Source organism: Methylophilus sp. (assembly GCF_035460085.1).
In the GTDB taxonomy this organism is placed as follows: Bacteria; Pseudomonadota; Gammaproteobacteria; order Burkholderiales; family Methylophilaceae; genus Methylophilus.
In genome coordinates this window covers 1-18,659 of sequence record NZ_DATHWZ010000007.1, presented here as the reverse complement: position 1 = coordinate 18,659, position 18,659 = coordinate 1, and the positions used below count along the sequence as shown (strand labels likewise).

Here is an 18,659-nt window from a genome sequence, read left to right as displayed (position 1 = left end):
CACAGCGCACAAACAATATTAGGTTCAAAATGGCTACTGTGCCACCAGATGCTGTTGCCACTGGTGCAACCACGTCACAAAGTCATCAGGCTGCAATGGTTTTGAGAAGTAATACCCCTGGCCGTGGTCACAACCCATATCCCGTAATATTTCCAGCTGGCGCTGGCTTTCAATGCCTTCCGCAATCACCTGCATGCCCAGGCTATGCGCCATCATGATAATAGCGCGGCACAGGGCTTCATCTTCAGTGGAAGTCTCCAGCTCGCGTACAAAAGAACGGTCTATCTTGACGTAATCAATCGGGAATTTTTTCAGGTATGACAATGAAGAATAGCCGGTGCCAAAATCATCCAGCGCCACCTGCACCCCTGCCTGCTGATACAGCGCCAGGCGTTCACTCACTTGTGAGTTGGCATCCAGCAACAAGCGCTCGGTAATTTCCACCACAACCATATTGCGTTCATTATTGCCGTTTAATATATGTTTCAACCAATCCTGTTGCCTTCTATACTCGGCAGCAAACTGCACCGGTGATTTGTTGATCGCCACCTGAAAATCGGGATTGATCGTTTCTCGCCATGCCCGGCATTGCTCAATCGCGGTTTTAAATACCCACTCGCCTATCGGCACAATGAGTAAGGTATCTTCGGCAATGCTGATAAACTCCATCGGCGGGATGACGCCTTTTACCGGATGTTGCCAGCGTATCAGCGCTTCCGCTTTCAGCACGGCACTGGTTTGCAGATTGACCACCGGCTGGTATTCGAGGAAAAACTGCTGGCCGTTTATCGCCATATGCAGATCATGCGACAGCAGCATGCGATTCTCGGCATGTTCCTGCATGCGTGGCGTAAAGTAGGTAAAGCAGTTACCACCCTTTTGCTTGGATGCATACATGGCCTGGTCCACCCTTTTCATCAGGTCTTCCTTGTTGCTGGCATCATCCGGAAAGATTGCAATCCCCAGGCTGGCCGCGACATAAGCATGGGTATTTTCCAGCTTAAACCGCGTAGAAAGGCTATCAATGACCTTCTGTGCAATATCCTCCACATAAGCAGCATGCGCATCGGTGAGCATCAGTACAAACTCATCGCCGCCAAGCCGCGCTACCAGGCCGTTTTCATCTATGCACTGCGTCAAGCGCTGGCCTGCCTGTTTCAGCAACAGGTCGCCCTGGTCATGCCCTTGTGAATCATTCACTTCTTTAAAGCGATCCAGGTCGAGAAAGATAATCGCTACTTTGTGGCTATTATGTTTCACCAGCCGCAGTTGCTGGTCCAGGCGGTCAAAAAACATGCGCCGGTTGGGCAAACCGGTCAGCGTATCCACATTGGCATATTGCCAGACCGCCTCTTCCGATTGCTTGATTTTGCTGATGTCTGCCAAAGTGCCGAGCACGCGCAGTGACTTGCCCTCGTCATCGCGCTTGAACACCATGCCGCGGTCATATATCCACTTCCAGCTACCATCCTTGCAGGCCATGCGGTATTCCATCGCGTAATGGTCACGCTCGCCATCCAGCACCTGTTGCAGCATGGCCATCGCCGCCGGGTAATCATCTTCATGGATGCGCTTATGCCAGCTACCGGGCTGGTGATCAAACTCATGCGGTAGAAAACCCAGCATACCTTTCCAGCGATCAGAATACACAATGCGAGATTCAGGCACGTACCAATCCCACAAGCCATCGCCGGTACTTTCCAGCGCCAGCATCCAGCGCTGCTCGCTGGTGTTGAATTCCTGGTTGAATTTTTCCAGTGCCTGCTGGGTCTGGCTGCGCATCACGGCAAAATAGGCAATGCCGCCCAGCAACATACTCAAGAAAATACCCAACACCCCAATCCGGTTGGCCTGGCTATAATCAATGTTTTTTTCAAACCCGGGTGTAGAACGTGCGCGCAGATTCCATTCCTGGCCATTGATATCCAACACATGTGAAACGCTATAAATCGCCATCAACGTATGCAGTTGTGATTCGGCATCGCTGTGATACAAAGGTTTTTGGCCCTTGCCTGCCACGCTACCGAACACATCAAAGTGCACATGCCGCTGCTCAATCGGGCTAAGCGCTTCACGTAGCAAGGCTGCCACATCAAAGCGTAAAAATACCCAGCCATTCAGCATGCGCCTGCGGTCATGCGAGGGGATATCCAGCAACTTTCCGCGATACACCGGCGCATGTAGCACATAGTGTTTTTGCAATGGCAGCAGGTCGTCCACCATCGAATGCGCAGACATCACCAGCCGCCCGTCATCCCCCGCCAACAGCAAATCAGACCGAATATCTGCATCGCCAAAGGTATTTTTCAGTAATACTTCACGATTCGTGTCATTGCGTGGTTCGACATACAGGATAGGCGCCAATTCTTCGCCTTTGAATGCTTGCCCACCCAATTGCAAAAGCTTATCTAGAGGCACATCCAAGTCTCTGAATGTTTGAGGTTGTTGCAGATGTATGTATTTGATAAAACCGATCGCACTTAAACTGGCGTCGCCAGGACGTTCGGTAAAATCATCGACATAAAGCTTGAATTCATCGGCCGAGACATGCTCAGAGGAAGTGTAGAGCTGTTCCACACCTTTGAGGATGTGACGGTAAGCATCCAGCCTCTGGTGAATTTCTTCGGCAGCCGAGTCTACAGATTGTTTGAACTGGATCGCCTGCAATGCTTCCGCGTGATGGCGCTCACTGATCCACAACAAAAACGTGGTCAGCATCGCTCCTGAAAATATCACCCCGGCGATCCAGCGCGACATTAGGAGTTGTCGCAACGGTGCCATTTCGAAAAGAAACATTTCTCATCCTTATCCAGGAAGATGCACGACAGGATGATTATGCCCCCTCTGTCATGCAATGTATATTGTCATCATCCTGCCCGCCTGCCCTCGTAAAAGCAAGCGATTGCAAGATACTTTTGTTGTATTTCTTTACTAACGGTAAAATATCACTTTTATTCAATGCCAGCCGCAAAATCCTGCGCGGCAGCTCACACTGAAAGTTACTCCATTATGAAATGCGGTATTGTCGGCCTGCCAAACGTAGGCAAATCCACCCTGTTCAATGCGATCACCAAAGCCGGTATCGCCGCAGAAAACTACCCTTTCTGTACCATCGAACCCAACGTTGGCATTGTTGAAGTGCCTGACAACCGCCTGCAACCGTTGATCGACCTGGTTAAGCCACAAAAAGTGCAGCCTGCGATTGTTGAGTTTGTGGATATCGCCGGCCTGGTAGCAGGCGCCTCTAAAGGCGAAGGCCTGGGTAACAAATTCCTGGCCAATATCCGCGAGACTGATGCCATTGCCCACGTCGTACGCTGTTTTGAAGATGGCAACGTGATTCACGTGGCTGGCAAAATCGATCCGCTGGCGGATATTGAAGTCATCAATACCGAGCTGGCACTGGCGGATATGGAAACCGTAGAAAAAACCATGCAGCGCGAAGGCAAAAAAGCCAAAAGTGGCGACAAAGACGCCATCGCACTTATAAAAGTATTAGACAAAGTTCTGCCCTGCCTTAACGAAGCCAAAGCAGTGCGCACCTTGAATCTGGATGCCGATGAACTCAACCTGCTCAAGCCGCTGTGCCTGATCACCGTCAAACCGGTGATGTACATCACCAACGTCATTGAAGGTGGGTTTGAAAATAATCCGCACCTGGACAAAGTATTAGCCCTGGCAAAAACCGAGAAAGCACCCGTAGTGACTATCTGCGCCAAAATCGAAGGTGAGATCTCCGAACTGGACGAAGAAGACAAACTGCTGTTCCTGGAAGAACTCGGCCAGGATGAACCAGGCCTCAACCGCGTCATCCGCGCCGCGTATGATTTGCTGGGCCTGCAAACCTACTTCACCGCCGGCGTGCAGGAAGTACGCGCCTGGACCGTGAAAAAAGGTGCTACCGCGCCACAAGCTGCTGGCGTCATCCACACCGACTTTGAACGCGGCTTTATCCGTGCAGAAGTGATCGCCTATAAAGACTATGTGCAATTCAAAGGCGAAAAAGGCTCACAAGAAGCCGGCAAAATGCGTTTGGAAGGTAAAGAATACATCGTGCAAGACGGCGATGTCATGCACTTCCGCTTCAATGTTTAATTGACTTAAAAGACTGCGAAAACACTATAAACGATTGTTGTCGTCCCTAGACACAACTGCTATAATCGCGGTCTTTCAAATGGTGATGTAGCTCAGCTGGTTAGAGCACAGGATTCATAATCCTGGGGTCGAGGGTTCAAGTCCCTCTTTCACCACCATATAAATCAAGAACTTAGCTCAACTGTGCTAATTTAGTCCATGTGTCATGCGCTAAAACTGTGCTAAATTCTTCTAAAAAGCCCCTCGATGAGGGGCTTTTTTTTGGCCAAAATCGGTCAATTCCGGACAATAATTTCTGCAAAAGGATACCAAATCCGTGTGTCGCGAGGCTAAATAAACTTTCAAAATCATTAAAATCAAACAGTTACATTAGAGTGTGCTAATTAGTCCGTATGTCTGTGCTAAAAACTGTGCTAAAAATATATCCGGTAATAGCCGGTATCAGCTAATCTTCGAAGTGCTAAGTGCAATTTATTTACTAATAAATATTTGAAGTAGAGATACTCTACATTTATGCTGACAAATAAAATAAAAAACCAAGGCAAATCTATATGGCAAACAAAATAAACTTTTTAATCACCGGATTAAATTTCAATGATGGGTCATTTGTAGATATTTCTGAAAATGAAATTGTAGTCTTCGTGGGTCCTAACAATGCGGGAAAAAGTGCTTCACTACGAAACTTATATGAGTATTTGCACAGTTTAAACCCACAAAAAATAATTAATAAAGTTCGGTTTGAAACACATGGAACTTCGGAAGAGCTTTTTAAAGAGTTCGAACTAAAATTATTTAGAAAGAATGACGAAAGCAGCAATACTAATTTCCAAGGGATGGGATACTCTGTTAACAGTGTATTTGTTAATCTTTATTGGGGAAAAGCCAATGAAAAAGGTTTACAGGAGTTACGAAACCATTTTATAAAAACAATTGATACAAAAGAGCGACTAACTTCCGTAGACCCAATCCAAGCTATTAATTTTGCACAAAATGCTCCAAGCTTTCCTATACATCAATTACAAAAAAATGACTTATTAGAATTAAAATTCAGTGATTACTTTTACAGAGCTTTTGGAACGGATTTAATTGTTGACAGAGGCATGGGAGCAACAGTTGGTTTGGTCATTGGAAAAAGACCAAAACCTCAGTCTGGTCAAGACCGGTTAAGCTTTGAATATCAACAGTTAATATCAAACCTTGAAAGATTGGAGAAGCAAGGAGATGGGATGAAGAGTTTCGTGGGCGTACTGCTAAATGCCTTTACTTCAACTCAACCAACTTTATTAATTGATGAACCTGAAGCTTTTCTACATCCTCCGCAGGCTAGATTATTAGGAAAAATGCTGGCTAAAGACCTTCCCGATGAGAAGCAACTATTCATTTCCACCCATAGTGAAGATTTCTTAAAAGGGCTTTTAGATGCTCGGGCTAGTAATTTAAAAATTATACGAATTCGCAGAGAAGACAATCGGAACCCTGTGAGTGTCATTTCCGAGAAAGATATTCACAAAATCTGGAAAGACCCGCTTTTACGGCACTCAAACATATTGAATGGATTGTTTCATTCAAAAGTTGTTATTTGTGAGAGTGATACTGATTGCCGATTTTACTCTGCAATATTAACTGCTACTCATGAGGCAGAAGGTGAAATCGCGCCTGACTTACACTTCACTCATGTCGGAGGGAAACATAGACTACCCGTTGCAATCAATGCTCTCAAACAACTTGATGTTCCAATCGCATGTATTGCAGATTTTGATGTTTTGAACGACAAAGATGTTCTTAAAAAAATCACTGATAGCCTAGGCTTAGATTGGGGAGAAATTGAGACAGATTGGACAACCGTATTTAACTCTGTCAAAAGTAAAAAATCAGATTTAGATGCAGATGAGGTTAAGTTAGAGATTGAGAATGTTTTAAAACAAATCAAAGGCAAGAGTTTCCCAAAAAATGATGCAGACAAAATTAAAGAAATTCTAAAACAATCTTCTCCGTGGTCGATTGCTAAAAAAACTGGATTCACATTCATTCCATCAGGTGATGCAATGCAAGCCTATAAAAGATTAGAGGCTTCACTCGCTAATGCTGGATTATTTGTTGTACCTGTAGGTGAGCTTGAAGGTTTTTGCAGAACGGTGGGGAATCATGGTACAGCATGGGTTACTGAGGTGCTCAAAAAAGACATCAACACAAACGAGGAGCTTGAAGATGCTGTAAAGTTCGTGAAAAAGTTTTACAAGTAACTTTTAATAAATGAGAGCGGGCCGTTTAACTAATAATTAGAAAATTTAAGTGCTTAAATGACTGTGCTAAAACTGTGCTAATTTTGTTAGATTTTCGTCCGGTTTCGACCTTTTTCCACCTACTATCATCCGGTCACGAATCGCGCGGCAAGCCCCGTGTTTACTGGATTTTTCTTTAAAAAATATGTACTAACTTACTTTCATTTTTCAGGATTCATAATCCTGGGGTCGAGGGTTCAAGTCCCTCTTTCACCACCAAAATTTTAGATAAGCCATTGATTTAATAAATCAATGGCTTATTTTTTGCCTGTAATTTGATGGTGGTGCTACACAAGGGTGCTACACATCATGTCTAGAAACTTTCTTACTAGATCTCGCCACAAGTCCATTTACTACTTCCGGCGTTGCATACCAATTGATATACGCCATAAATTTAATAATAATTTATTATTGAAATCCCTCAATACTACAAATAAGAAAATCGCTGTTATGCTTGCTCGTAAACTAGCCAGCCAGACAGATAATATATTTGAAGAAATAAGAGCAATGAATAAAAAGACAAATAACAGTCCTTTAGCATCTTATATTTTTAAGATTGATATTAACGCTCAGAAGCAACCAACAAGCGTTACGATTGATGCTCAACCGCATGAGACACAAGAAGTACAAGCTTTACTTGGAACATTATTTAATGCTGATAACGGTGCACAAAGTGAAAATGTATCGCTTTCAGCTCCTAAACAAAGCACTCCGAAAAGCTTTCAAAACTCGGTTGATGAGTATTTCCAAAAGGCCAATTTAAAACCCACTACCCGAGTTACCTATAAAAGCAAACTTGAATTTGCAAAAGCTTTCTTTGGAGATGGTTTTGATGTGTTGGCGATAGATCAGCTTAGCATTGTTCACTTCTCAGAACATGTGAAGAATAAAATTAGCAATGAGACCACTCAAGGTCTATATATTCAAATAATTGTTACATTCATTAACTGGCATCGCGCCAGAAATGGTTTATCGCAACTAAATTCAAAGACTCTTATACCCAAAAGAACAACTCCTGAATATGAGGATCGTGAAGAATTTAGCTTAGATGATATGCATGCAATTTTTAAGAATGCCTTCCAGTATAGCCGTAAAGAACCTTACAAATGGTGGTCAACGATTGCGGTTGCATTCATGGGGTGTCGGATAGAAGAAATTTGCCAGGTTAACCTTGAAACCGATTTAGTACATGATAGAAGTGAAAATATTTGGTATTTTCAATTCGATGAAAAACCAGATAGGGACGGTATTATCAGGAAGTCCCTCAAAAAACTCACTAGTCACAGGCGAGTCCCCATACACAGTGCATTAATAAAGTGTGGATTCATTGATTATCTCCACCTTCAAAAGAAAAGACATGCAACCAGGCCATTTGAAAAGGGATGGGCACCGCGCATAGTCCCCAAAGATAATATCTATAAATGGAGTCAATACGCCACGAAGTGGGGAGGCCGTGAGTTAATCCAACTGGATAAAGATGGTCTCTTGAAACGAGGGAGAAAAACATACTTCCACTCAATGCGCCATACAGTCGCCAAATTAATGCAAGATGCAGGCGTTTTAAGTGAAATCAGTGAAGCGCTAGCAGGCAGAAGTGCTGGAGTTGGTGAGCAGGAACGGTACGGTAAAATTAAAAACAATTCCACACTCCTATCTCGTGATGGAATTGAGAAAGGATTAAATCCGTTAGTAGAGATTTTGGAATCTGTAGTTAAACTGAAATGATGTAGCAGTTGAGGAAGCAAAAAAATGACCGAATTCAATTTATCCTATATGCATAAGACAAATGGAGCCGTGGCTTTAACAATAGAAACGGGTAGTCTCCTATTTTTACTAGGTTCAAATGGGACCGGTAAATCAACTTTGATGCATCATTTTGGGTTGCAAAATGCTGGGAAAGTTAAACGTATTACAGCGCACAGGCAAATATGGTTTAACTCCGACTCACCCGAACTTACTGCTGCAGGAAGAGCTCGGATGGAAACGTCTTTTGCTCAGATGGATAGGCAAGAGTATTCCAGATATAAAGATGAACAGGGAAATGAGAAGTCCCATGCTACCCTTTATGATTTAATTGATGCCGAAAATATTGATGCAAGAAAAATAGCTGAGGCGTTTAGAGCTGGACACTATAGAGAAGCTCGACAAATCGTTACAAAACTGTCTCCTCTTGCTCGAATGAATCAAATACTTCGAATGTCAAATATGAATTTTGAAATTCATATTGGTGAAGTTCAAAGCAAATTAATTGTAGTTAAGAATGGTATTAAGCCTTATAGCATTCCAGAACTATCGGATGGCGAACGAAATGCGCTAATCATTATCGCAACGGTACTAACTTGTCCTGAAAATACACTGATATTGTTGGATGAACCCGAGCGCCACCTCCATCGCTCCATAGTCTCCCCACTAATTAGCACTCTACTTTCTTTCAGGCAAGATTGTGCATTTGTAGTATCAACACATGATGTTTCTTTACCATGCGACCAAACTAAAGCAAACGCACTTTTGGTAAGGGAATATTCTCATAGTCCAAAAAGTTGGTTAATAGATTACGTTAATAACGTAGAGGAAATTGACGAAGGGTTAGCAACCACAATACTTGGGTCAAGAAGAAAATTATTATTTATTGAAGGTTTGAATTCGAGCCTAGATAACCAAATATTTCAAATATTATTCCCAAATATAAGTATCAAAGCTTTAGGCAGTTGCAATGCCGTGGAACGAGTCGTAGCGGGCATTAAAGCAGCACATAATGAAACTTGGTTAACTGCTTATGGAATCATCGATAAAGACAATAGAACTGCCGAACAATGCGTAGAGTTGGAAAAAGTTGGTATTTTTACTCTTAAACAATACTCTATTGAATCTTTATACTATCATCCAAAAGTATATGAAGAAGTTCTAAAACGTATGTCTAGTATCCATAAATTTAATATGTCTACGATAATCAATGATATTGAAGCCACCATTATTAGAGTTGTGAACCAGCATAAGTCACGTCTTGCAGCAAGATTAGTTGAAAGGAAAGTCAAGGAAACAGCACAAATGGCGTGCCCTGACTGGCGAGCGATTCAAAAGAAAAGCGTAGAGGTTAATTTTTCAACTGGCGCAATATATCATGAAGAACTGGGATTGATTGAATCGTATCTCCAGACTAATAATATTGAGATGCTTATAAGTCGATATCCTTTACGAGAAACTCAAGCCTTGGAGGAAATAGCTAAAAGATCATTTTGCGCAACTAGAGAAATTTATGAAGATGCAGTCAGAAAAATGCTTATTGAATCTCCGGCGTCATTAGATGCAATCCGTACATTACTAAATCCAGCTACACAATATTTGAACTAGAATTTATAGACCTCGATTTTTAAACGCAATGCCATTTATCACTACTTCAGTTTTATCCTGAAGAAAGTGTTCGAATCTAACAGTTCTGTATCACATGTTGGAAAGTACTCAAGCACATTAAACTAGACATCCATTTAGGTGACACCACCTACGAGAGGTTGCAGGGTTTACTGTATCTCGAGAATTCGTATATCCGACAAAATCCCGAAATTACATTTATTAGAATGAGATGCTTGATTCGTTTTAAAATGTCAACTTAAGGTACACCTCAGCCTGACGTCAGACCATGTTCTGGATTGTGTCAGATTAGAATCGAAATTCAAATTAGTTGACACATTAGCAAGAAGGTCATAGACTTCATCCTGACACATTTACTTTGGGAGAGACCTTTCATGACCATTAAACACACAGGCCAGCTTGTCGGCTATATCCGTGTATCAACACTAGACCAAAGCACCAGCAGACAGGATGAACAACTCCAAAGCTATAACCTAGATGTTATATACACCGATCAGGCAAGTGGTAAAGATACAGCCAGGCCACAACTACAGGAGGCGCTAAAACATTGTCGTAAGGGTGACACCCTCATAGTGCATTCAATGGACAGGCTAGCGCGTAACCTTGACGACCTAAGAGCGATTGTTAAAGGGCTGACTGATAGAGGCGTGGCTGTCCAGTTCGTTAAGGAGAGCATGACCTTCACAGGGGAAGACTCACCTATGTCTAAACTCATGCTGTCTGTGATGGGTGCCTTTGCTGAGTTTGAAAGGTCATTGATTAAGGAGAGACAACGCGAAGGGATTGCTATAGCTAAGACTAAGGGTGTCTATGCGGGACGTAAGAAGGCATTAAGTGATGTCCAGGTGACTGAGTTGCTGGCTAAGGATAAAGCTAACGGTCAGAAGAACCGAGCTGCTCTGGCGCGGGAGTACGGATTATCTAGGGAAACACTCTATCAATACTTAAAGATGGCTTGATGGTCAGCACAGCTTCAGATCTGCTGCAAGCTGAGGCTCTTTTAAACATTGACGGAAAAGTAACCTTAAAACGTTGGTAAGGAAATCATTAGCATTTTGTGCATTTTTGAGGACTTTTAAATCCTTGCTGTTGAAGTCTGTCGCACTACCATGAGCAACGAGACTTCTATACTTATAGAGGGCATTCCAAAGAGAGGTATGGTCAACCCCGCCAAAGAACCTTTTATAATCTATATCAGAATCAAATCTATTTGACATCAAGTTCATTTTTTTTCGTAACTGATGCGAAATTGAATCAGAGCTGTCTTTCAGTTCAGGCTGATGCGTTAATAATAATTCAAATATAGCGAACAACCCGATAACAATAAAATGTGAGTGAGTAGGCAGACTGCCTAAATCGTCGAATAGGGTTAGGCCACGCAAAATTTCACTTTTTAATTTCGCATTTTCTATCCTGTAATATGTATCACAAAGCTCTTTTATTTGGCTAATAGCTCCTTCAGAAATCTCATAAACAGGCATTGAAGGGTGTGAAATATCCATTAAATTAGCCAGTCTTGCAGGAGAATATGTAATACCACCTTCAACAGTTCGCAGTTTAGAACAATCCAGCGGTGTATCGGAAATGTTTGACAGAAGGTCGATCAATCGCAATGTATCTCCAAAGCCCTTCTCTTCTAAAACATAGTATCTCCACTCATTACGAGTTAACCGTCTCGGTTCATAGAAATTTTTCTCATCTTTTACATGCTCATTCTCAAAGTAATACTCCACATTACCTGTTCGACTATTGCCATTCAATATTTGCTTAATAATTTCAATTTCCGAGTCAGCGGCTGCCCGTAATTCAACGTTCTCTAAAATGTTCTGAGGCAATTGTGCAGTTACTTTTACTTTTTGAAGTATCAACCCACATTCATGCTCAATCGGCTTATCCGTTGGCTTACCCTCTTCGTCTTTTACGTCAGTGCTGGTCATTGCTGGTCCCTTCTTGCTTCAGTCACAATTTATATTATATCCAAACCTTAAGCCCTCACCTGAGGCAACTCCTCCCAGCTCGCAAAGTTAGGACTCTTAAGCTCCCGCTTCATAGACCATGCCTTATGCACACCCTCAGAGGCTAGCTTAATTGTTCCCCTGGAATACTTGCTATTGATTGAGTCCATAACGGACATCAAAGCGTCTGCCTTAGCATCACCTTCAACAAACCCAAACATGTCTGATTGCTTGCCGGTGGCAGGGACTAGCTCAGTCAGCATCACCCCGCACTTCTGATAATAAATATCTTTCTTAAAGAGTACTTTTAGAATCTCTAGAGCGACATTATTAATCTGCAATGTGTTGTCTATCGGCGCAGGTAAGCCGACCACGCGACTAGCACCATAATATTCAGCCTCATCAAAGGGGCTATTCTGAATGAAGACCATCACGGCATTTGCGTATAAGCCCTTCTCTCTCATTCGAGCTGTAGCAGTGCTAGCGTGAAAGCTTATGGCCTCTTTAAGTTCTTTCAGGGTACTAACTCTTTTCCCGAATGAACGGGAACTCATGACCTGCTTAGCGTCTGGCATCTCTTCATTGAGTTCATGGTGTGCCTCACCGTTTAGCTCTTTTACTGTACGTTCGACCACTACACCGAACTCATCACGGATGCGCTTAGGGTCTGCATTCTTCAGCTTGAGGACATTATGTATTCCCCGCGCATTCATCCGCTTCTCAAGGCGTTTGCCTATGCCCCATACATCGGACAGTTTTAGTGATTCCATGATGCTGTTTAGCTCAGCTTCTGGCATCGTTACCAGGTCACACACTTCATTGAATCGAGGCATCTTCTTAGCGCAATGATTGGCAAGCTTAGCGAGTGTCTTGGTGCGACCATAACCGACACCACAAGGAATCCTTGCCCACTGCTCTACTGTGTCCCTCATTTCTCTACCATGTGCGGTTAGGTTGCCCTTGTAGCCGGTCATGTCTATGAATGACTCATCAATCGAATAGACTTCAATACGTGGTGCAAACTCTCTAAGGGTCTGCATGAAGCGATTGCTAGCGTCTGCATAGAGTTCATAGTTTGAGGAGAAGGCGACCACTCCATGCTTCTCAGCTTCTTCCTTGACCTCAAACCACGGGCGACACATATACAGCTCAAGGACAGCCTTAGCCTCCCTGCTTTGAGCAATCACACAGCCATCATTGTTAGACAGTACAACAACCGGCTTTCCCGCTAAGTCTGGCCTGTAGATTCGCTCACAGTTCGCATAGAAGCTGTGCCCATCAATGTGACCAAAGACGCGATCATAGCGGCTTGGCAATGACATAGGTGACAACTCCAAACACTCGCAGCTCTTGCCCCTCAGAGAATAATATAGGTTTGTATGTTGGGTCGTCTGAGTCAGGCAATAGCTTCACCATACCGCCCCACTTATACAGCCTCTTAACCATCCATTCACCGTCCACAGCAGCCACTACAATATCGGATGACCTGGGCGTCTTGGAGGTGTCTACAATCACCATGGTCTCATCGAAAACTCTAGCTCTATTCATAGAGTTCCCCGTAACCATGAAGAAGTAAGTAGCGGGAGGATTGGTGATTAAATGTTGATTAAGGTCTAACTGCTTTTGCTCATAGCCTTGAGCCGGTGAAGCAAAGCCGGAGTGACCACACGACACCTTCTCACTGTATACCGGATGCTCCTGGACAGGTGGCATTGGATGCGCTTTGAAGATTGCTACAGCTTGGCGTTGGAGGTCTGGCAGCATACCATTGATTTTCTGTTACAAACAATCAATATGGTATAGATATTGGATGAGGATTTCTAGAATGTTTACAAATAAACTTAAATTATTTTTTTCTTGAGCTGATTCTTCTAAATTGAAAGTTTTATATGTAAACACCTTAAGCATATTTAAAATACCCACACTCAGAAATAGGGGTATAGTGTATTTACAACAATCGACTTAGTTTACACGATAGATAAAAGTATATGGGAGTAATACAGAGTGGGGTGTTATTCATAACGCCCCACTTTTAAATTAGTTTATGAGAAAGGAAATTCATTAACGCTGTTTAAAATAAGGGGACTATGATGGCATCAAAACTGATGATATTTGCAGTGGGTTTGAGTTTCACCTTGAGTGGTTGTTCAACATTTCAACGTCTTACAGACACTGAAAGCCCAACTTGGCCTTGGAAAGGTGATGGTATTAAAGGTGCCTGTCCAAACTCTGAAACAACTCTTGCGTGTTCAGAATTAGAAGCACTTAATGCATATGTAAAAGCAATGGAGTTTTGTAGACTAGTTCATAATTACTATGAAAATGGTGGCACCATGGCTAAAGGTACAAAATTCGGTATTGGAATTTTAGGTGCGGTTTCAGGAGCTGTGTTAGCTCCCATTACAACTGGTGGCGCAAGCACTGCATTTGCAAGTTTTTCGGGAGCGGCAAATGGAATGCAAACCTCTTTTGAAGAAAATTTTTCATCTTCATTTAACTTAAGTAAACAGATTGCTGTCGCTGATGAAGGACGCAATGGTGTTAGTAGTTTTAACAGTGCGATTACAAGTCAGCTATCGCATAACGATAAAGTCGGAATTGCCATAGGTATCGCATACAAATGTTCAGTTGCTGCGAATAAAACGGACAGTGCGGTTATAACGGCTTTAAGTAATGACAAGGCGATCATTGAAGATCAAAAGAAAAAAAACGATGCTCTAAGTAAGGATTTGGAAGATGAGAAAAAGCTTTTTGAACAGAAGCAAGCGGAGTTGGCTAAATTGCAAAAATCTGTTCAAGACAAGCTCAATGAATTAAATTCGGGAAACTCTTCAGCTACTCAGTAAAAATTTCAGTAAATTAGGGAGGCTGTAGAATTGAGCCGTTCCAAAAAGTAGCTTTCAGAAAAACTATGGCTTGCCTCAAATTTTCTCTAGATACGCAATAACTTCTGCCCTTTGCTGAACATTCATCTTACTGACGAGAACAACAATTTTGGCCATATCTTCACACTCTGTGTAGAAATACTCCGTAGGAATATTTAACACAGTAGCAAATCGCCTTACCAATTCAATGGGTGGTGTATGCACGCCTTTTTCATATTGATTCATACGTGCGCTAGATGACAACTCATCAATCCCGGCCAAAACACCAAGTTTCTCTTGCGAAAGCCCAGCTTCTAATCGCGCAGACTTCAATCGTTTTGCAATTGGAGACATGTTGATCCACAAAAGCTAAGATATTCTGGGTTTTTGGTTGACTCAACACTAAGTTAAACTTAGGATTGAAATTATGATGGGCCAATGTGATTAAAAAAGTCTTTTTTCACTCATTTCTAAAACCAGTCGCAACAGAATAATTTTAACTTATGAAAAACTTTCAAATATTTAAACATCCCTTTTACGGTTTCGAATGCGTAAAAGTTGGATTTAGCTGGCCTGCATTTTTCTTCGGACCGATTTGGATGCTTCTTTCAAGTTTGTGGTTAGTGGTTTTAATATGGGTAAGTCTTTATGCATTAAACATATATATTTCAAATACACAGAGTGGAAATGTTGTCATTCTGCTCGCAGCAATTGCAATTTCATTTGCGTTATGGGTTATACCCGCTTTTCAAGGTAATGATTGGCGAACATCCAATCTGCGCAAACGAGGTTTTGAGTTCTTGAATGTTGTTCAGGCGGGGTCTAAACAAGAAGCTTTGGCTATTGCAATGAACAGCTCTGTTAAGACGAATGAAGAAAAATCTACTGTGCAACTAGGATATGGTAACGATCTTTATTTTGCGAGTAATCCCATCGGCATTCCCTCAGGAGCGATATTTGGATTCATTTTATTGATACTTGGATTAGTAGTTTCTCTAATTTCCACAAAGCCAGATAATAAAGACTTTCTAGGTTTTCTCTTTAGTGAAAATAGAATTCAATCAGAAATAGCTGCGCAAGTAGACCCAAATAATCCAATAGCTGCAATAGCTTTCGCTGGGGATATTTTGGACTTTATCGCTTCCGGAAACCTGAATAATTTAAAACCCGCTGTTCGCAAAAAGGACTATTTTTTATTTGTTTTGTACAGCATTAAAACTGATATGAAGTCCTATAAGGGTAAGTTTGACAAATTCAAGTCCTTCAGCAAAGTAGATGCATCAAAAGCGTTGGGATTTAATGGTACTTATATTGGTTTTTGGGGTAATTTTTATCTACTCGGAGATCATCTTTTATCGGATGGAGTTACAGTCAATTTGATTGAATCAGAAGAGTCTAATATAGCAATAAGTGAAGAAACACCAGGTGAAGAAAGTTCGGATAGAAAAGAAATGAATGAGGAGCATGCCAATAACACTTATTACATTCCTGAACCTAAACCAGATGTAATAATAACTTACGATCAAGCTGTTTCGATTATTGAGGCATTACCTGAAATTCGAGAAACTTCTAAACGGATCATTGAAGTGTCAGAAGGTAAAGTACACCCTAGGTTTTATCCCAAACACGAAGAATACGAGTATGAAATATATAAGGGGAAAAAATATAATGCCATCAATTTTATTGAAGACCATGAAGATCACATAGTGGCATTAAATGAATTTTTAATAAGTCTTGATGGTGTAGATATTTTCAGGTGGGACTTGGAGACCAATGACTACATCAAGTTAGAGATGTAAAAAGGATTAATTCTTGATTTTTTAAAAACAGTAAAGATTTAGATGAAAAAATTTTATAAAAAAAATTTTGATATTAATTTTTCACCAGCATAGACCTTCCTTCTAACCACATAGCCTAAAGGCCGACTTGTATAGAGAGTTTAATGGTACAGATATTTTTTTAGCTTAACTCATACTTATCTTCACTTTCTAAGTATTTACTAACTGATAATGTCATTTTTGATTTATATATCTTTCAGACAAGACTAAAACTACACCTCTCAAAAACCGTGTATATGAAATGGTAAAACTGATAAACATTCAACTACTGCAAAATCGAGCACGGCTCAGATTAGGTTTATTCAATAGTTGTATGTTTATCTTCGTATTAGGATTGCCCTAAAAGTATTGCAGGTTAAATTGATGGGAGTGGTAAATAGTTTTTGTTAGGTACATCAAAGATCCGGTCAAATCATAAATCTCGCGGAAATCCATCAATTTATGAAATTTTAACTTCATAAACTTGATATTCATCTTATGAAGTGCATACCATTTCCTCTTAATAAAATTCAGTATGTCTTGTTTGTTTCTAGTGGTGCTATTCTCATATCCAATCACTAAATGCATGTGCAAACCTTGATTGACAGTCCCAACCTCAGTGGCTCCTATTGCTTTTAGTCTTAACTCGTCTTTCATAAAACTTATGCCAAAACAATAACGTCTTAGCCAACATATAAGCTTCTCGACATATTTTCTTAGTTTGATTTTATCTTTACCAAATGTATTTAGCGTAACCGATACTCGGTGATGGTAAGTTGATAACTCCTGAGCTGTCTCCCTGACCATTCTCGTTCTCAAATAAAAACGCTTCATTTAACCTCTCCGGCTTGAGGACACTTTGTTTTCGATCCATTCCTGGATTTCTGCCTCAATCCATGCGACAGCTCGATCAGCAATCACAATACTTTTTGGGAATAAACCTTTCCTCATCATTGTGTAAATACTGCTTTTGGATAAACCTGTCATTGATTTAACACCAGGTAATTTTATTAAGTTATTCATTTTCTTTTCCTTTAGATAACTAGACGGAGCGTGTTACACCGTTCTATAAGGTATTTAGGAAAATGAAAAATCTAGAAATGCAAAAAAGGGCTATTTCGAGAGTAATTTGAGCTTTTTTTGAAAATATTTTTCGATTTCCATATATTTATCGAAAAAAATAACTTCAGATCTTACTTTGCGAAGAAATACTGATTGAACAAATGGAAATAGCATTAGATAGTAAGAAATATTAGTTTTGAATACTTATATTTTGGTTATACTAATGGGTGATACACTTTCACAAAATTCACACCATCACTTTGAATTAAAGAATATATAAATCAATAGGTTAAAGATTTTTTGGTGGTTAGACTCTGAATCCCTCTTTCACCACCAGATACAAAGAACGGCTTCCAGAAATGGGAGCCGTTTTTATTTGTGCGTTGTACTTAACCATCCAGCTTATTTCAAGCCAATACAAGTTTGAATGAATTTAAACGCGCAGCCATAGTCGTATTTGTTCCATTCAAATAAAAAAGGAAAACAAATGCACGTAAGCTTTGAAGTCGCACAAGAAATCATTGAAAAAGCCGTTGAGAAATCCAAAGAAATAGGCGTGAAGATGTGTATCGCCGTACTGGATTCTGGCGGCAACCTGAAAAGCTTCACGAGAATGGATGACGCCTGGGTGGGCAGTATCGATATTGCCATCAAAAAAGCGAAAACCGCCTGTTACTTCGCCATGCCATCCGGCGAAATCGGTAAACTCTCTGTTCCTGGCTCCCCTTTGTATGGCATAGAACACTCCAATGACGGCTTGATTACTTTCCCTGGTGGACTACCGATTGTAGATGAAGAAGGGATATTGATCGGTGCGATCGGCGTCAGCGGAGACACGGTAGAAAATGATCACTTGGTTGCACAAGCCGGAGTGAATGTGGCTGGTGTTTGTGACGTACCTAAGCACCCTTGGCGCACATAAGCTGTTCGATGATGACCGATTACGTCAGTTTTCGGTCATCTTCATCCCCCGAATTCTGCACTGTATTTAAATACAGTAGCGTCAGTAATACCAGATATAGATTAAAATCTGTTCTGAATATCTACCGCCTGATCACAAGCGAAATATCTCAAGTTAAGTGCATGCATGGAAATCACCAACAGTTTTGAATTAGAGTTTATTGCCTATTTTTCCATGCATCTGGAAAATATCCATAGCGAACAAAATCATCCTAAAGATACCAAACAAAGAGATCGTTACTCCCAATTGATTGC

15 protein-coding genes and 1 tRNA gene are annotated in these 18,659 nt (G+C 41.3%); 9 read left to right on the top strand and 7 right to left on the bottom strand.

Translation table 11 applies throughout. The features are described 5' to 3' along the window. Positions 1-33: 33 nt before the first annotated feature. Entirely contained in the window at positions 34-2,796 is a 2,763-nt protein-coding gene (locus VK958_RS00850) for a bifunctional diguanylate cyclase/phosphodiesterase (protein ID WP_325238363.1), read from the bottom strand. A gap of 213 nt (positions 2,797-3,009) precedes the next feature. On the opposite strand from VK958_RS00850, the gene ychF reads away from it, so the two are divergent. The 6 genes from ychF (at position 3,010) to VK958_RS00820 (ending at position 10,705) form a co-directional block, all read left to right on the top strand. Further along, the gene (ychF, locus tag VK958_RS00845) at positions 3,010-4,095 is read left to right on the top strand and encodes a redox-regulated ATPase YchF (protein ID WP_325238362.1); all 1,086 of its coding nucleotides are present in this window, start codon (positions 3,010-3,012) and stop codon (positions 4,093-4,095) included. An 81-nt stretch (positions 4,096-4,176) separates the two neighbouring features. After that, positions 4,177-4,253, top strand: a tRNA-Met gene (locus VK958_RS00840). Positions 4,254-4,646: 393 nt separating this feature from the next. Then, complete coding sequence (locus VK958_RS00835) at positions 4,647-6,338, top strand: ATP-dependent nuclease (protein ID WP_325238361.1); 1,692 nt, start codon at positions 4,647-4,649, stop codon at positions 6,336-6,338. Positions 6,339-6,686: 348 nt separating this feature from the next. Beyond that, complete coding sequence (locus tag VK958_RS00830) at positions 6,687-8,102, top strand: DUF6538 domain-containing protein (RefSeq protein ID WP_325238360.1); 1,416 nt, start codon at positions 6,687-6,689, stop codon at positions 8,100-8,102. A 24-nt stretch (positions 8,103-8,126) separates the two neighbouring features. Further along, positions 8,127-9,728, top strand: coding sequence for an AAA family ATPase (locus VK958_RS00825; RefSeq protein ID WP_325238359.1), 1,602 nt, complete (start codon positions 8,127-8,129; stop codon positions 9,726-9,728). A gap of 392 nt (positions 9,729-10,120) precedes the next feature. Next, positions 10,121-10,705: a recombinase family protein gene (locus tag VK958_RS00820; RefSeq protein WP_325238358.1), complete on the top strand. Its 585-nt coding sequence runs from the start codon at positions 10,121-10,123 to the stop codon at positions 10,703-10,705. A 3-nt stretch (positions 10,706-10,708) separates the two neighbouring features. Here the strand turns inward: VK958_RS00820 and VK958_RS00815 are convergent, their stop codons facing one another. The 3 genes from VK958_RS00815 to VK958_RS00805 are packed head-to-tail and all read right to left on the bottom strand — an operon-like array spanning position 10,709 to position 13,414. Then, positions 10,709-11,683, bottom strand: a complete 975-nt coding sequence (locus VK958_RS00815) for a hypothetical protein (RefSeq protein ID WP_325238357.1) — start codon at positions 11,681-11,683, stop codon at positions 10,709-10,711. Positions 11,684-11,730: 47 nt separating this feature from the next. Further along, on the bottom strand, positions 11,731-13,023 hold the full coding sequence (locus tag VK958_RS00810) for a Y-family DNA polymerase (protein WP_325238356.1): 1,293 nt from the start codon (positions 13,021-13,023) through the stop codon (positions 11,731-11,733). Next, complete coding sequence (locus VK958_RS00805) at positions 13,001-13,414, bottom strand: LexA family protein (protein WP_325238386.1); 414 nt, start codon at positions 13,412-13,414, stop codon at positions 13,001-13,003. Before VK958_RS00805 ends, VK958_RS00810 begins: the two co-directional genes overlap by 23 nt. A 377-nt stretch (positions 13,415-13,791) precedes the next feature. Between VK958_RS00805 and VK958_RS00800 the strand changes: the two genes are divergently transcribed. Next, positions 13,792-14,547, top strand: a complete 756-nt coding sequence (locus tag VK958_RS00800; protein ID WP_325238355.1) for a hypothetical protein — start codon at positions 13,792-13,794, stop codon at positions 14,545-14,547. 75 nt (positions 14,548-14,622) lie between these two features. Here the strand turns inward: VK958_RS00800 and VK958_RS00795 are convergent, their stop codons facing one another. Continuing rightward, a complete protein-coding gene (locus tag VK958_RS00795; protein WP_325238354.1) occupies positions 14,623-14,919 on the bottom strand; it encodes a helix-turn-helix domain-containing protein in 297 nt (98 codons plus the stop codon). 149 nt (positions 14,920-15,068) lie between these two features. Between VK958_RS00795 and VK958_RS00790 the strand changes: the two genes are divergently transcribed. Next, positions 15,069-16,364, top strand: a complete 1,296-nt coding sequence (locus tag VK958_RS00790; RefSeq protein ID WP_325238353.1) for a DUF2628 domain-containing protein — start codon at positions 15,069-15,071, stop codon at positions 16,362-16,364. A 378-nt stretch (positions 16,365-16,742) separates the two neighbouring features. Here VK958_RS00790 and VK958_RS00785 read toward each other — a convergent pair whose 3' ends face one another. Together VK958_RS00785 and VK958_RS00780 are read right to left on the bottom strand one after the other, a co-directional pair. Further along, entirely contained in the window at positions 16,743-17,216 is a 474-nt protein-coding gene (locus VK958_RS00785; protein WP_325238352.1) for a hypothetical protein, read from the bottom strand. Continuing rightward, on the bottom strand, positions 17,217-17,405 hold the full coding sequence (locus VK958_RS00780) for a helix-turn-helix transcriptional regulator (RefSeq protein ID WP_325238351.1): 189 nt from the start codon (positions 17,403-17,405) through the stop codon (positions 17,217-17,219). 526 nt (positions 17,406-17,931) lie between these two features. Between VK958_RS00780 and VK958_RS00775 the strand changes: the two genes are divergently transcribed. Beyond that, a complete protein-coding gene (locus VK958_RS00775) occupies positions 17,932-18,366 on the top strand; it encodes a GlcG/HbpS family heme-binding protein (RefSeq protein ID WP_325238350.1) in 435 nt (144 codons plus the stop codon). Positions 18,367-18,659 lie beyond the last annotated feature (293 nt).